This is a genomic window from Comamonas sp. SY3 (assembly GCF_041730275.1).
Taxonomy (GTDB): Bacteria; Pseudomonadota; Gammaproteobacteria; order Burkholderiales; family Burkholderiaceae_C; genus Comamonas; species Comamonas sediminis.
Window position 1 is genome coordinate 226,163 of sequence record NZ_JBGTYN010000004.1, and the last position, 13,215, is coordinate 239,377.

Consider the following 13,215-nt stretch of genomic DNA (forward strand, 5'->3'; position numbering starts at 1 on the left):
TTATGAACCCAGATCAAGGACATGGATTTGTACACTGGATACACTAGGGTAATTACTAGGTCATCCAGGAGCTATCCGATGAAGAACACTGCTTCCCAAGCCATTGCTGCCCAGCAAGCCGATCTGCTGAACCTGCGCGAGCCCCGCCAGGCCTTGTTGCCCGCGTCACTGGGCTGGCTCTCGGCCATCGAAAATGCCTTTGTGTGCTGGCAGGCCAAGCGCCTCGCTGAGCTGGAGCCAGGCCGTCTCTGGGCGCAGGCGATGCAGGACACGCGCTCGCTGGCGGAGATCCGCCGCGCGCAGCGCTGAACGCCGATTTCTGTATACAAGGCACGGCGAAGGCGCTGCAAACCCTTGCCGGGCATGTAAACTGGGTGCGACCCTGGGGGAGCATGGCAGCCGATGCCGCAACCCGGGGCTTGCAACGTACCGAACGGACCGACTTTCATGCCCATTGCCAACGGAGACAAAAAACCTGCACTGAACCACTCGCCGCTGACCCAGCAGCTGGTGGAGGCCTTGCGCGAGAAGATCATGTCTGGCGAACTCGCCTCGGGGGAGCGGCTGGTGGAGGAGCGTCTGTCCGAGGAGTTTTCGGTCTCGCGCATGCCTGTGCGCGAGGCACTGCGCCAGCTGGCTGCCAGTGGCCTGGTGATCATCGAGCCCCGGCGTGGTGCCTCGGTGGCCAAGTTCCATGGCGACCTGCTGCGCGAGCTGGTCGAGGTGCGCGCCACCTTGGAGGCGCTCAATGCGCGCCTGGCCGCCAAGCGCCATGACCCCGAGCAGATTGCCGCGCTGGAGGCCTTGCTGGCCGAGGGCACCAAGAACGCCCATTCGGGCGATGCCGATGTGCTGGCCGTGCTGAACCAGAAGTTCCACCTGGCGCTGGGCAAGATCGCCGCCAACTCGGTGCTGCAAGAGGTGATGCTGTCCCTGCGTGACCGCACCGAAGTGCTGTTTGCGCCCCGCAGCCAGGCGCGTGCGCCCCAGAACTGGGAAGAGCATGCGGCCATTCTGCGCGCGGTGATCAAAGGCGATCCGGAGCTGGCCGGCCTGCTGGCCGCGCGCCATATCTACAACGCGGCCGGCATCGAGCCCTGAGTTCCGCGTTTACGATTGGCTGGCCAGGTAGTTCTGGTAAGCCACACCCGCCAGCGCAATATCTTCCAAACCCACGCCCACGGCCTTGTACAGCCGGATGCCCGGCTGCGCGCTGACGGCATAGCGGCCGCTGACGATATCGCCCAGCTCCACCAGCTTGCCCGCCAGCGACAAGCCCGGGTCCGCCAGCACCAGGTCGCCCGCTTCGCTGGTCGCCTGTTTTTTCCATTCCACGGCAATCAGCTGCGCACGCGCCAGCAAGGCATCGTCGAGCTCGCGGGTGTGGGGCAGGCTGGAGCCAATCGCAGCGACCAGTGCATGGGGGGCGACATGTTCCCCGTTGAACAGCGGCTCCTTGGCGCGCGAGGCGGTGACGATGATGTCGGCCTCGCCGACGCCCTGGGTGTGCGCCACGCGGCGGATCTGCGTCTCGGGCAGACCGGTCAGCTGCGCCAAACGTGCCTCCAGGCCGCTGGGCGCATAGGGGTCGAACACATCGATGCGCTGCAGCCCGAAGTGCTGCACCATCTGCTGCGCATGGGCCAGGCCTTGCACGCCGGCGCCGCACAGGAACAGATGGCGCGCATTGGCAGGCGCCAGATGCTGGGCCACCAGCACCGTGGTGGCGGCGGTGCGCAGCCGCGTGATGGCATTGGCATCGAGGGTGGCCAGCGGCGCGCCGGTCTCGGTCGAGAACAGCAGGATGACAAAGTTGAACTGGCCGGCAATGGTGGTGTAGACCTTGGCGCCAGTCACCCCTTGTGCGGGGATGACGGCCCCCAGCGTGGAGAGCTTGACGCCCCCGGCATCGGTGCGCTCGCGCGCCTGCATCGCTGCCTCGCCCGCGCCAAAGGCGGCAAAGGCGCGGTGCATGGCCTGCAGGGCTTGGTCGGTGGACACCAGGGTGTCCACCATGGCATCGGTGATGTGCAGCATGGTGTGTGGGGTGGGTGAGGGTGGAAATCAGAGCCAGACGCGCAGCAGGATGATGCAGGCGCTGACGGCGGCGGTGCCCAGCAGCCAGCGGCGGATGGTGGCCTTGGAGACATGGCGGGCCAGGCGGTTGGAGGCCAGAAAGCCGCCCAGCATCCAGGGCAGCAGCACCAGGCTGAGCAGCCATTGGCCGCTGCCCATGCGGCCCACCCAGGCAAGCGCTGTGAGCGAGACGATGGTGCCGGCAAAAAAGACCACGCCCAGGGTAGAGCGCATTGTTGCCGGCGCCAGGTGCTGCATCGCAATCGCAAACGGCGGTCCGCCCGCGGCGGTGATGGTGCCCATGATGCCGCTGGCCACACCGGCAATCGACAGGTTGGTGGTGCTGGGCTGCACGCGCCAGCCCAGGGTGCTGAGGCTGACGGCGGCCAGAATCAGCACCGCAAACAGAACCGACAGCGCATGGGCACTGAACAGCACCAGCAGCCCGGCGGCCGCAAAGGTGCCGATGACCCGGCCCACCAAGGTGGCGGCAGCGACCTGGCGGTTGAGGGCATCGCGCTCACGCAGGTAAGCCAGCAAGGCCAGCGGCGCGCCCACGGCCAGCAGCGGGCCGGGCACCAGCTCGGGGAAGAAGATCGCCGCCAGCGGCGCGCAGAACATCGCATAGCCCAGGCCGCCGACGCCCTGCATGGCGGCACCGGCGAGCACCATCAGCCCCATGGCCAGGTAGCGGCCCCAGGAGAGCTGCTCGGCCATCGCCGTCCATGCGCTCATGGGCGGGGCCCCCAGCTGACCTTGATGTCGCCGTTGACAAAGGTCTGGCAGGCCAGGCGGTGCCCCTGCGCAAACTCTTCATCGCTGAAATGCTTGCGTTCCTTGGCCTTGATCGCATCGGTGTGGGCCAGGCCTTCGTCAATGCGGCATTTGCAGGTGCCGCACAGGCCACCGCCGCATTTGAAGGGGATGCCGCCTTTCTCGCGCAGCGACACGCGCAGCAGGTTGCTGTTTTCCGGGGCTTCGACGGTCTTGTTGTCGTTGCTGACAAAGGTGATGGTGGGCATACGGGGCAATCAGGCGGCGGGCGCAGAGGTGAGGGGGGCTGCGGTCAGCGTGGCATCGAGCGCGCCGAACTGGCACAGGTGCTGCAGCTCCTGGCGGGCTTGCTCCAGCGAGTCAAAGCGCTCCAGAAACTTGGAAGGAACCAGGTTGGTGGTGCCGCCGGGGCCATCCTCGATCACCTGCACCTTGGTTTCGCGCAGCAACTCGCCCACCGCAAAGCGGGCCAGCAGGCGGCCGCAGAAGTGGTAATCCCAGGCTTCGCACAGCGCAATGTCGGCATTGGCTTGTGTGCGGTACTGGCCGGGCTTGCTGGTCAAGATCACAAACATGGGCATTCCTCAGGCAGCAGGGGTGGCGGGCGCTGTGCCTGCGGGATGGGTGTTGCTGGCAGGGGCGGCCGGCAGCGGTACTTGCGCCAGCTCCAAGTCGTGCTCCGGCCAGAGCTGGCAGACCAGGCGAAAGCCTTCGTCCAGGTGGGCGCCCAGCTGCTTCTTTTCCTTCCAGTTCGGTGCCGGCAGGTGCTCGGCCCCGGCCAGCACCTTGCAGGCGCAGGTGGCGCACTTGCCCATGCCGCATTGGTAGGCCAGGTGGGGGAAGGGGAACTGCTTGATCCCCGCGCGTACGACCAGGTTGGCGCCGCTCTTGACCTCGCCGTGGAAGGTCTGGCCGTTCTTGTGAAAGGTGATCTGGGGCATGGCATCCTCCGCATTGCAATTACGTATACTGTATACAAACGAATGTTGTGGATGTATTAGGGATAACGTGATGCAGGGGGAATTTTGGCTTGGCTCTGGCACTTGCGGATGAATGAATATCAATGGCTTGTGACTGTTAGGTGGCGATCAAAGACTTTGAAATTCACCAGCGATAGGGGTAAGCACTAGGGGCGAGTTGGGTGCGAAAACATTGACCATGTTTTCTGTATACAGTATTCTAACTCCGTCGCTTGGATCGGTTTGACTTGGCGACACCCCAACATTTCAGAGGAACCCGCCATGACCCAAACACTGATGAACCGCGACGAATTCCGCGCTGCGCTTGAGAATGCGATCAAGGGCAAAAGCGCCAACAAGGCCCCTTTCAGCGTGGCCTGGGCAACCGGCCGCCTGAGCCGTGAGCACCTGGCGCGCTGGGCCGAGAACCACTACCACTATGTGGGCCCGTTTGCCGACTACCTGGCCTATCTGTATGCCCGCACGCCGGACCATATGACGGAGGCCAAGGACTTCCTGCTGGCCAATATGTATGAGGAAGAGATTGGTGGCGACCGCCATACCGATCTGCTGATCCGCTTTGCCGAGGCCTGCGGCACGACGCGTGAGCGCGTGGTGGACCCCAACAACATGTCGCCCACCACGCGTGGCCTGCAGGCCTGGTGCTATTCGATTGCGATGCGCGAAGACCCGGTGGTCGCGGTGGCCGGTCTGGTCGTGGGCCTGGAGTCGCAGGTGCCATCGATCTACCGCAAGCAGACGCCCACCCTGCGTGACAAGTACGGCTTTACCGATGAAGAGGTCGAGTTCTTTGACCTGCACATCGTCTCTGACGAAATCCATGGCGAGCGCGGCTACCAGATTGTGCTGGAGCATGCCAACACGCCCGAGCTGCAAGCCAAGTGCCTGCGCATCTGCGAGATCGGTGCCCAGATGCGCCTGCTCTACACGACGGCGCTCTACCACGACTACGTCGCCAAGGACCTGCAGATCTCGCAGGAAGAGCTGCTGGCTGCCTGAGCGTTGCCGACCCCCACTTGCCCCGCGCAGCGGCGGGCCGCTGGCGGCCGCCGCTGTGACTGACCTCCACCTCTCCAAGACCCTCTCCACCATGGCTGACACCGTGCAAACGTTTCTGAACTATATCGACGGCGCCTGGGTGCCTTGTCTGCTCGGCAGCACCTTTGACAACCTCAACCCCGCCGATACCCGTGATGTGGTGGGGCGTTTTCAGGCGTCAGGCCCGGCCGATGCCGAGGCGGCCGTGCAGGCGGCGCAAAAAGCCTTTGATGGCTGGCGCAAGCTGCCCATTGGCAAGCGCGCCAAGATCCTCAACGACGCGGCCAGTTATCTGGAGCAGAACGTGGAGCAGTTTGCGCAGGAGCTGACCCGCGAGGAGGGCAAGCAGCTGAGCCAGGCGCGCGACGAGTTTCTGCGCAGCGCGCAGACCTTTCGTTTCTATGCCACCGAAGGCCAGACCCTGGGCGGCGAGACCTACCCGCAGGACGATGCCAATATGCATGTGTTCAGCCACCGCGAGCCGCTGGGCGTGGTGACGGTGATCTCGCCCTGGAACTTTCCCGCCTCCATCCCGGCGCGCAAGCTGGCGCCTGCGCTGATCACCGGCAACACGGTGGTGTTCAAGCCCTCGTCGGATGCGCCGCTGTCGGGGCTGCGCCTGGTCGAGGCGCTGGAGAAGGCGGGCGTGCCCGCAGGCGTGGTCAACTGCGTCACCGGCCGCGCGGGCGAGGTGGGGCCGGTGATCACCAATTCGCAGGCCATCCGCGCGATTTCGTTCACCGGCTCGACGACGGCCGGCACCCAGATCCACCGCACCGTGCACCTCTCGACCCGGCTGCAGATGGAGCTGGGCGGCAAGAACCCGCTGATCGTGATGGAGGACGCCGACCTCAACCTGGCGGTGGACCTGGCGATCAAGGGCGGTTTCTCGCTGACCGGCCAGGCCTGCACCGGCACCAGCCGCATCCTGGTGGTGCCCAGCGTGAAGGCGGCCTTTACCGACAAGCTGCTGACGCGCGTGGCCCAGCTCAAGATCGGCAACGGCATGGCTCCGGGCATGGACCTGGGCCCGCTGGCCACCGAAAAGCAGCTGCAGACCGTGCAGCGCTACATCGACATCGGCAAGAGCGAGGCGCGCTGGCTGTGCGGCGGCGAGCGGCTGACCGGTGGCGAGTTCGACCATGGCTACTACCTGTCGCCAGCGGTGTTCACCGATGTGAAAAACAGCATGCGCATTGCGCAGGAAGAGATCTTCGGACCGGTGCTGGCGATCATCGAAGTGGCCGATTTTGACGACGCGCTGCGCCAGGCCAACGACTCCCAATACGGGCTGTCGGCCAGCATCGTCACGATGAACCCGCGCTACATGCATGTGTTCACCAACGAGATCCAGGCGGGCACCGTCAAGATCAACCGCACGACCACTGGCAACCTGGTCAACGCCCCCTTTGGCGGGCTGAAGAACTCCAGCACCTCCACCTTCCGCGAATCGGGCCGCGCCGGCCTGGAATTCTTTACCCAGATCAAGACCGTCTACCGCGGTATCTGATACCTGACAGCAAGAGGAAACACGATGAAAAGCGCACTGAAACTGGAACTGGCGGAAGCCCGTGTGATGTCCCTGGCCGCGCTGGCCAAAGCCAAGGAAATCGGCGTGACCGAGACGGTCTGCATCACCGACGAGGGCGGCTTTCCGCTGGTGCTCGAACGCATGGATGGTGCCCGTGTCACCGGCCCGCAGATCGCCTGGAACAAGGCCTTCACCGCAGCGGGGCACAAGCGCTCCACGCACCTGTTCAATACCTTGCCCAATGGGCCGGCGCTGCCGGGCAACGAGGCCTTTGGCATCCAGTGGAGCTTCGAAGGCAAGTTTGCCGTCTTCGTCGGCGGCTACCCCATCGTCGTCAATGGCGAGGTGATTGGCGGCGTGGGCCTGTCGGGCGGCAATGGCGAGCAGGACACCGCCTGTGGCGTGGCCGCCTTGCAAGCCTTGAAAGACCACCTGGGCGCCGCAGCCGATGTGCTGGTACAGGCCGACATCAAGAAATAAGCGCCAGGGACAACCGAGCTGAGGTCTGCGATGAACTACCGCGTACAGTGGCTGCAGATGCAGCAATCGTTTGACGTGGGTGCCGATGAATCGGTGCTCGATGCCGCCACGCGCCAGGGCGTGGCGCTGCCCCATGAATGTACCTTTGGCGGCTGCGGCACCTGCCGCATGAAGGTGGAAGCGGGCGCGTTTGCCTATGCCGATGGCGAGCTGCCGCTGGCCATGAGCGAGGAGGAACATGCCCAGGGCTATGCGCTGGCCTGCCAGGCGCGGGCGCAGTCCGATCTGGTGATCAGCATCGCGGCGGGGCCGGACAGCTCCGCACCCACCCGGGTGCAGGCTACCGTGGCCGAGCTGCGCATGCACACGCCCGATATCTACCACCTGGCGCTGGACCTGCCCGAGGACCACGGCCTGCGCTATGTGCCGGGCCAGTACCTGAACATCTGCCTGCCCGGCGGCGAGCACCGCAGCTTCTCGATGGCCACGCCGCCGCAGGGCCGGCGCATCAGCCTGCAGATCCGCAAGATTGCCGGCGGGCGCTTTACCGATGGCCTGCTGGCGACGATGGCGGTCGGCGATACGCTGGAGGTGGAACTGCCGCACGGCAGCTTTTACTACCGCGCGCAGGACTACCAGCCGATGGTGTTTGCCGCCACCGGCACCGGCTTTGCGCCGATCAAGGCGATCCTGGAATCGCTGCTGGGCGATGCGGATTGCCCGCCGATCCATTTCTACTGGGGCATGCGCAGCGAGGCGGATCTGTACCTGCTCGATGAGATTGCGGCCTGGGCCGGGCAGTTGTATGAATTCACGTTTGTGCCGGTGCTCTCGCGCCCGTCCGATCGCTGGACCGGCCGGCGCGGCTATGTGCAGCACGCCATTGCCGAGGACTTCGAGGACCTGTCCGAGCATGCGATCTATCTGTGTGGCTCGCCCCATATGATTGCCGATGCCAAGGCGCTGATGGCCCTGTCGGGTGCGGCGCTGGACAAGATCTACAGCGACAGCTTCATCTTCCAGAACGAGGCGGCCGCCGTGGCCGAACTCATTGAGCAACACTAAGCGGAGCTAAGGAACAACACCATGGATCTGGGATTGACGGGCAAGGCCGCGCTGGTCTGGGGCGGCAGCAAGGGCATGGGCTATGCAGCGGCGCGCCAGCTGGCGCTCGAAGGGGTAGAGGTGGTGATTGCCGCGCGCACCGAAAGCAGCTTGCAGGCAGCGGCGCAGGCCTTGTCGGCCGAATGTGGCCGCCCGGTGCGCTATGTGGTGGCCGACATCACGAGGAAGGCCGGACGCGAAGCTGCGCTGGCCGCCTGCCCGCAGCCGGACATTCTGGTCAACAACTCCGACGGCTACCCGCCGGGCGACTTCCGCGACTGGAGCGACGAGACCTGGCACGAGGCGCTGGACATGATGATGGTCGGCCCCATCGACATGATGCGCCGCGTGGTCGATGGCATGCAGCAGCGCGGCTACGGGCGCATCATCAATATCGTCTCGCGCAGCGTCAAGGCCGCGCATGCCGAGCTGGGGCTGTCCAACGGCGCGCGCTCGGGCCTGGTCGGCTTTGTGGCGGGGCTTGCGCGCCAGACGGTGCGCCACAACGTCACCATCAACAATGTGCTGCCCGGCGCGTTCGACACCGATGCACAGGCCCGCCACATCGACAAGCTCGCCCAGCAAAGCGGCCGCTCGCCGGCCCAGGTGCGCCAGAGCCGCGAGGCCGCCAATCCGGCAGGCCGCTTTGGCCGGCCCGAGGAGGTGGGCGCGCTGATCGCCTACCTGGCATCGCGGCACACCGGCTATGTGACCGGGCAGAGCTGGTTGATCGACGGCGGCGAGTACCCGGGGACCTATTGACGATGGGCAGTGCCAGCGGCGATGCCGTTACCGCAGGCCTTGGCGTGGCCGCGCCACGCCGCCCTGCACCCTGGCCGCTCCCGCCGTTAAAGCCCTGCTGCGGTGTGCAGCTGCTTACTTGGTGATGGGCTTGATTCGTTATACTTGCAGCCTTGCCTTGGGTAATCCAGGGCGTTTTGCTTTTTACCGGTGCAGCTGCTCTTGGCGGGTCTGCACTTTTTTCTGTGCCAGCCTCTGTTTATGACCGAACCGACCCTCCCCACCTCTTCTGATGCTTCCGCACCGGCACCAGCTGCGGCAGCGCCCGCAGCGGGCGGTGATACGCGTCGCCAGCCCAAGCAGGAGCGCCGCGAGCGCCCTGCAGGCGCAGCGCCGGTGCTGAACTCGGCGATGGCCGATGCGCTGCGTGCGGCCACCAAGGGCCATGCGCTGGAAGTGGCAGCTGCGCCTGCACCGGTCGAGGCAGATGCCGCACCCGTGCAGCGCCAGGCGCGCAGCGAGCGCCCCGCTCGCAGCGGCCAGGCCCCCCGCCGCAGCAACAAGCCCGGCAATGGCGCACGCCGCGAAGGCCAGGGTGCTGGTGGCCGTGGCCCGCGCCGTGACGGTGGCCAGGCAGCCCCCGCTGCGCCCAAGGCGCCTCCCCGCCCTCGCCACCCGGTGGTGGAAAAGCTCGCAGGTCTGTACCCGGCGCTGTTTGGTGACCAGCCGCTGCCGCTCAAGCGCGGTGTGTTCCAGGACCTGATGGCCGCCCACCCCGACGCGTTCGAGAAGAGCGAGCTGAAGGTGGCCCTGGGCCTGCATACCCGTTCGACCCGCTACCTGAACGCCGTGGCAATGGGCCAGCCCCGCCATGACCTGCAGGGCCAGGTGGTCGAGGCGATGGCGCCTGAGCACGTGTTCCATGCGCTGGTGGAGTCCTTCCGCCGCCGCAAGCCGCGCGACGGCGAAGACCTGCAGCTCAAGCTGCGCCGCCGCATTGGCATGGCCTATATTGCATCGGACCTGAGCCGCGACGACTTCCTGGCCAAGGTCCAGGTCAAGGATGAAGCAACCCAGGCGATGCTCGCTGCTGCCATGCAGGAAGTGGCCGAGTTCGACGCCAAGGCCGAGGCGCTGGCAACCGCCCATGCTGCCAGCGGCAAGAGCGTGGCCGAGTTTGCCGACATGTACGGCATGCACCCGGCTGCGGTCGAGCGCCACCTGCACCGCGCCGCCCAGACCAAGGCGATTGCTGCACGCCCTGCCGCTGCCCCTGCGGCCCCCGAAGCGGCGGACGAGGACGAGGTGGCCGAGCCGGCCGCCGCCAAGGCCGACGACAGCGCTGCTGCTGAATAAACCCGGCCTTCGCCCAGTAAAAAGCTGCCCGCGCTCTAGAAGCGTGGACAGCTTTTTTTATGCCCTGGCTTGATCGCCGATCAGCCGCTGCTTACACTGACCGTCTGAGACCTGGCAAGGAGAACGCCATGAAGCCCGATAGCACCACAAGCACCACCAAGCGCCGCTGGCTGCGCAAGTTCTGGGGTGCGGTCTGTGTGATTGCCGGCCTGGCCAGCATTGCCGCCGGGCTGGAGACGGCGCTGATGGACTGAGCGCCGGCCGGCGTCTAACTAGCAGCCAAGGCCTTAGCGATGGCGGCCTCCAGCTTGGCTGGCTGGGTCATCGGTGCAAAGCGCTGCACCGTGCGGCCATCGCGGCCCACCAGAAACTTGGTGAAGTTCCACAGAATCCGCCCACCCAGGATGCCCGGCGCCTGCGCCTTGAGCCAGGCAAATAAGGGGTCGGTGTGCGGGCCGTTCACTTCCACCTTGGCCAGGCTGGGATAGCTGGTCTGGTAGTTCAGCTCGCAAAACTGCGCAATCTCGGCATTGCTGCCCGATGCCTGCGCACCAAACTGGTTGCACGGCACCCCCAGCACCTGCAGGCCCTGGGCGCCGTACTGCTGCTGCAAGGCCTCCAGCCCCTTGAGCTGCGGCGTGAAACCGCAGGCCGTGGCCGTGTTGACCACCAGCACCACCTGGCCGGCATAGCGCGACAGCGGCAGCGGCTGGGCGCTGGCATCGTGGAGAACAAAGTCCTGGATCGTGTGCGGGGTTGCGGGCATGGTGGCTATCTTAGTCGCTAACCTGCCTTCAGTGAGCCGCCTTCCGTTAGCCGCCTTCAGCGCCACTCAGGGCAGGCGCGACTCCAGCGCCGCGATCAGCGACGCCGACAGCACCAGCGCGCCGCCCAGCAGCAGGCGGCCCGAGAGCACCGTGCCCTCGATCAGCACATTGGACGCGCTGGCAAACACCACCTCGGACAGCATCACCACCGCAGCGGTGGTGGCGGCCAGGCGCGAGGCTCCGTATTGCAAGGTCCAGTTGCTCAGCATGATCAGCACGGCGACGACCAGCACCATCAGCGGCCAGCTCCAGGCGATATCGGGAACAGGCGGCATGCGGCCCAGGGAGATGCCCAGTACCGACATGGCGCCGGCGGCGACCAGGCCGCCAAAGAACATGGCCAGCATGCGCGCCTCCCCCGGCACGCGGTACTGGCTGCGCAACACCACATTGGTGCCGGCAAAGGTGAAGCCGCCGACAATCGCCAGCGCATCGGGCAGCGAGAGGTTGGCCGTCAGGCTCTGCCATGTGGCGCCGGCCGGAATCATCACGATCAGCACGCCGCTGAAGGCCAGCACCAGGCGCAGTATCGAATACTTGTTGGGCTTTTCACCCAGAAAGTACCAGGCCAGCAGCACCGACCAGGCGGGCATCAGATAGAACAGCAGCACCACGCGCACCACATCGCCGGTGGTGGCAGCCCAGTTGAACAGCACATTGGTGCTGCCCGAGGTGAAGGCCAGCAGCAGCAGCAGCGGGTGGCGCCGGGCAATGGCCGCCGCCGCCGGCTTGACTAGCAGCAGCCCGCAAAACAGGATCAGGTAGACCAGGGCGGTGCCCAGCACCGGGTGCACCCCCAGGGCCTGCAGCTGACGGAACGGCCACCAGATCGTGCCCCAGATCAGGGCGTTGGTCATCAGGGCTAAAAAGGGCAGCGCGGTGAGCATGGGGCGAGGGGAAACCGCGCCTGGGGTGCCCAGGCGCTGTCAGCTTTCTAATTTTTGGGTGGTGCAGAAGGGCCGGGTGGCCTGGCGCTGGGCCCACCGCCTTGTGCCGTCAGTGGTGGTGGTCGTGGCGGGCAATGTCCAGCAGCCGTTGGACTTCCTGCGGATGCTGTTTGCAATTATGCCGGTGCCACAGCAGGATGCACCACATGATGCCGGCCACCAGCAGGCCAAAGCAGGTGATGGCGCCGTAGGCCGACATGCCAAAGCGGGTGAACATGCTGTAGACGACACCCAGGCCCAGGATGCAGGCCTGCTCGTTGAAGTTCTGCACGGCAATCGAGCGGCCCGAGCCCATCAGGTTATGGCCCCGGTGCTGCAGCAAGGCATTCATCGGCACCACCAGGAAGCCGCCCAGGCCCCCCAGCACGACCAGGAAAGGCACCGCCAGCCAGATGCTGTGGATAAAGTTCATGCACACCACCAAGAGGCCCATCGCAATGCCCAGCGGGATCACGCGCGTGGCGCCGTCGAGCTTCATGCGCATCGAGGCCAGAATGGCGCCGACTGCCGTGCCAATCGCCACCACGCCGACGAGGGCCGAGGCCTTGGTTGTGCTGTAGCCCAGCGCCACCGCGCTCCAGGCCAGCACGATATAGCGCAGGTTGCCCGATACGCCCCAGAACAAGGTGGTGGTCGACAGCGAGATCTGGCCGAGCTTGTCGCGCCAGAGGCGGCTGTTGCAGCGCCAGAAGTCGGGCAGCAGGTCCATGACGTTGGAGAACATGCTGCGGCTCATGTCCTGGCGCAGCGGCACCAGCTGGGTATTCGTGCGCGGGATGCGCGTGTTGAACCAGGCAGCGCCGGCATACAGCAGCCCGATCACGCAGATCGCCGCCTCGGACGGGGTGTCGATGGGGGTGTCGATCAGCGGCAGATCAAAAGACAGCAGCCAGCCCGAGACCTGGGGGCCCACCAGCTGGCCACCCAGCAGCACACCCAGGATGATCGAGGTAATGGTCAGCCCCTCGATCCAGCCATTGGCCCGCACCAGCTGGCTGGCGGGCAGCAGCTCGGTGAGGATGCCGTATTTGGCCGGGGAGTAGGCTGCTGCGCCCAGGCCGACGACCGCATAGGCGAGCAGCGGGTGGTGGCCAAACAGCATCAGCAGGCAGCCGACGACCTTGATGGCATTGCTGATGAACATCACCTGCCCCTTGGGGTAGGCATCGGCAAAAGCGCCTACAAACGGTGCCAGGATCACGTAGAACAGCGCGAACATGGGCACCAGGGCGGCACGCTGCCACTCGGCGGCCCCTGCGTTGATCAGCAGATCGACGGCAACGACAAACAGGGCGTTGTCGGCCAGCGAGCTGAAAAACTGCGCCGACATGATGGTGTAGAAACCGCGCTTCATTCGTTGG

Annotated in this window: 17 protein-coding genes; 9 read left to right on the top strand and 8 right to left on the bottom strand. The window is 65.6% G+C overall.

What is annotated here, in order from left to right; genetic code table 11:
• Positions 1–78 precede the first annotated feature (78 nt).
• Together ACCQ08_RS07610 and ACCQ08_RS07615 are read left to right on the top strand one after the other, a co-directional pair.
• Entirely contained in the window at positions 79–309 is a 231-nt protein-coding gene (locus tag ACCQ08_RS07610) for a hypothetical protein (RefSeq protein WP_373449375.1), read from the top strand.
• 138 nt (positions 310–447) lie between these two features.
• Positions 448–1,101, top strand: coding sequence for a GntR family transcriptional regulator (locus ACCQ08_RS07615; RefSeq protein WP_239810207.1), 654 nt, complete (start codon positions 448–450; stop codon positions 1,099–1,101).
• A gap of 9 nt (positions 1,102–1,110) precedes the next feature.
• Here the strand turns inward: ACCQ08_RS07615 and ACCQ08_RS07620 are convergent, their stop codons facing one another.
• The 5 genes from ACCQ08_RS07620 to ACCQ08_RS07640 are packed head-to-tail and all read right to left on the bottom strand — an operon-like array spanning position 1,111 to position 3,791.
• A complete protein-coding gene (locus ACCQ08_RS07620) occupies positions 1,111–2,037 on the bottom strand; it encodes an ornithine cyclodeaminase family protein (protein ID WP_373449376.1) in 927 nt (308 codons plus the stop codon).
• Between the two features lie 27 nt (positions 2,038–2,064).
• A complete protein-coding gene (locus ACCQ08_RS07625) occupies positions 2,065–2,811 on the bottom strand; it encodes a sulfite exporter TauE/SafE family protein (protein WP_312414032.1) in 747 nt (248 codons plus the stop codon).
• Positions 2,808–3,098 (bottom strand): 2Fe-2S iron-sulfur cluster binding domain-containing protein, encoded by a 291-nt coding sequence (locus ACCQ08_RS07630; protein WP_313335872.1) that lies wholly within the window; start codon positions 3,096–3,098, stop codon positions 2,808–2,810. The genes ACCQ08_RS07625 and ACCQ08_RS07630 overlap by 4 nt, the downstream gene beginning before the upstream one ends.
• Positions 3,099–3,107: 9 nt before the next feature.
• Positions 3,108–3,425, bottom strand: coding sequence for a ferredoxin (locus tag ACCQ08_RS07635; protein WP_373449377.1), 318 nt, complete (start codon positions 3,423–3,425; stop codon positions 3,108–3,110).
• A 9-nt stretch (positions 3,426–3,434) separates the two neighbouring features.
• On the bottom strand, positions 3,435–3,791 hold the full coding sequence (locus ACCQ08_RS07640) for a 2Fe-2S iron-sulfur cluster-binding protein (protein WP_239810211.1): 357 nt from the start codon (positions 3,789–3,791) through the stop codon (positions 3,435–3,437).
• Between the two features lie 300 nt (positions 3,792–4,091).
• Between ACCQ08_RS07640 and ACCQ08_RS07645 the strand changes: the two genes are divergently transcribed.
• The 7 genes from ACCQ08_RS07645 to ACCQ08_RS07675 all read left to right on the top strand — a co-directional run bounded on the left by ACCQ08_RS07645 (position 4,092) and on the right by ACCQ08_RS07675 (position 10,334).
• Positions 4,092–4,829, top strand: coding sequence for a TenA family transcriptional regulator (locus ACCQ08_RS07645; protein WP_230773500.1), 738 nt, complete (start codon positions 4,092–4,094; stop codon positions 4,827–4,829).
• A 91-nt stretch (positions 4,830–4,920) separates the two neighbouring features.
• Positions 4,921–6,378 carry an aldehyde dehydrogenase family protein gene (locus tag ACCQ08_RS07650; protein ID WP_312414013.1) on the top strand — a complete coding sequence of 486 codons (1,458 nt, stop codon included), beginning with the start codon at positions 4,921–4,923 and terminating at the stop codon, positions 6,376–6,378.
• A 24-nt stretch (positions 6,379–6,402) separates the two neighbouring features.
• Positions 6,403–6,879 carry a heme-binding protein gene (locus ACCQ08_RS07655; protein ID WP_133857535.1) on the top strand — a complete coding sequence of 159 codons (477 nt, stop codon included), beginning with the start codon at positions 6,403–6,405 and terminating at the stop codon, positions 6,877–6,879.
• Positions 6,880–6,909: 30 nt separating this feature from the next.
• Positions 6,910–7,944 carry a 2Fe-2S iron-sulfur cluster-binding protein gene (locus ACCQ08_RS07660; RefSeq protein ID WP_373449378.1) on the top strand — a complete coding sequence of 345 codons (1,035 nt, stop codon included), beginning with the start codon at positions 6,910–6,912 and terminating at the stop codon, positions 7,942–7,944.
• Between the two features lie 21 nt (positions 7,945–7,965).
• The gene (locus tag ACCQ08_RS07665) at positions 7,966–8,745 is read left to right on the top strand and encodes an SDR family oxidoreductase (protein WP_373449379.1); all 780 of its coding nucleotides are present in this window, start codon (positions 7,966–7,968) and stop codon (positions 8,743–8,745) included.
• Between the two features lie 240 nt (positions 8,746–8,985).
• A complete protein-coding gene (locus ACCQ08_RS07670) occupies positions 8,986–10,080 on the top strand; it encodes a ProQ/FINO family protein (protein ID WP_312526003.1) in 1,095 nt (364 codons plus the stop codon).
• A gap of 128 nt (positions 10,081–10,208) precedes the next feature.
• Positions 10,209–10,334: a hypothetical protein gene (locus ACCQ08_RS07675; protein WP_373449380.1), complete on the top strand. Its 126-nt coding sequence runs from the start codon at positions 10,209–10,211 to the stop codon at positions 10,332–10,334.
• 14 nt (positions 10,335–10,348) lie between these two features.
• On the opposite strand, the gene ACCQ08_RS07680 is transcribed toward ACCQ08_RS07675, so the two are convergent.
• The 3 genes from ACCQ08_RS07680 to lplT form a co-directional block, all read right to left on the bottom strand.
• Positions 10,349–10,846, bottom strand: coding sequence for a glutathione peroxidase (locus ACCQ08_RS07680; protein ID WP_373449381.1), 498 nt, complete (start codon positions 10,844–10,846; stop codon positions 10,349–10,351).
• Positions 10,847–10,912: 66 nt separating this feature from the next.
• Complete coding sequence (locus ACCQ08_RS07685; RefSeq protein ID WP_373449382.1) at positions 10,913–11,764, bottom strand: DMT family transporter; 852 nt, start codon at positions 11,762–11,764, stop codon at positions 10,913–10,915.
• A 139-nt stretch (positions 11,765–11,903) separates the two neighbouring features.
• Entirely contained in the window at positions 11,904–13,208 is a 1,305-nt protein-coding gene (gene lplT, locus ACCQ08_RS07690; RefSeq protein WP_239810215.1) for a lysophospholipid transporter LplT, read from the bottom strand.
• Between the last annotated feature and the right edge of the window lie 7 nt (positions 13,209–13,215).

Bases quoted from the DNA above. Each gene is read 5' to 3' on its own strand.
- ACCQ08_RS07655 (WP_133857535.1), top strand. From the start codon at position 6,403: ATGAAAAGCGCACTGAAACTGGAACTGGCGGAAGCCCGTGTGATGTCC.
- ACCQ08_RS07640 (WP_239810211.1), bottom strand. From the start codon at position 3,791: ATGCCCCAGATCACCTTTCACAAGAACGGCCAGACCTTCCACGGCGAG.
- ACCQ08_RS07685 (WP_373449382.1), bottom strand. From the start codon at position 11,764: ATGACCAACGCCCTGATCTGGGGCACGATCTGGTGGCCGTTCCGTCAG.
- ACCQ08_RS07680 (WP_373449381.1), bottom strand. From the start codon at position 10,846: ATGCCCGCAACCCCGCACACGATCCAGGACTTTGTTCTCCACGATGCC.
- ACCQ08_RS07620 (WP_373449376.1), bottom strand. From the start codon at position 2,037: ATGCTGCACATCACCGATGCCATGGTGGACACCCTGGTGTCCACCGAC.
- ACCQ08_RS07675 (WP_373449380.1), top strand. From the start codon at position 10,209: ATGAAGCCCGATAGCACCACAAGCACCACCAAGCGCCGCTGGCTGCGC.
- ACCQ08_RS07670 (WP_312526003.1), top strand. From the start codon at position 8,986: ATGACCGAACCGACCCTCCCCACCTCTTCTGATGCTTCCGCACCGGCA.
- ACCQ08_RS07665 (WP_373449379.1), top strand. From the start codon at position 7,966: ATGGATCTGGGATTGACGGGCAAGGCCGCGCTGGTCTGGGGCGGCAGC.
- ACCQ08_RS07645 (WP_230773500.1), top strand. From the start codon at position 4,092: ATGACCCAAACACTGATGAACCGCGACGAATTCCGCGCTGCGCTTGAG.
- ACCQ08_RS07625 (WP_312414032.1), bottom strand. From the start codon at position 2,811: ATGAGCGCATGGACGGCGATGGCCGAGCAGCTCTCCTGGGGCCGCTAC.
- ACCQ08_RS07630 (WP_313335872.1), bottom strand. From the start codon at position 3,098: ATGCCCACCATCACCTTTGTCAGCAACGACAACAAGACCGTCGAAGCC.
- ACCQ08_RS07660 (WP_373449378.1), top strand. From the start codon at position 6,910: ATGAACTACCGCGTACAGTGGCTGCAGATGCAGCAATCGTTTGACGTG.
- ACCQ08_RS07650 (WP_312414013.1), top strand. From the start codon at position 4,921: ATGGCTGACACCGTGCAAACGTTTCTGAACTATATCGACGGCGCCTGG.
- ACCQ08_RS07610 (WP_373449375.1), top strand. From the start codon at position 79: ATGAAGAACACTGCTTCCCAAGCCATTGCTGCCCAGCAAGCCGATCTG.
- lplT (WP_239810215.1), bottom strand. From the start codon at position 13,208: ATGAAGCGCGGTTTCTACACCATCATGTCGGCGCAGTTTTTCAGCTCG.
- ACCQ08_RS07615 (WP_239810207.1), top strand. From the start codon at position 448: ATGCCCATTGCCAACGGAGACAAAAAACCTGCACTGAACCACTCGCCG.
- ACCQ08_RS07635 (WP_373449377.1), bottom strand. From the start codon at position 3,425: ATGTTTGTGATCTTGACCAGCAAGCCCGGCCAGTACCGCACACAAGCC.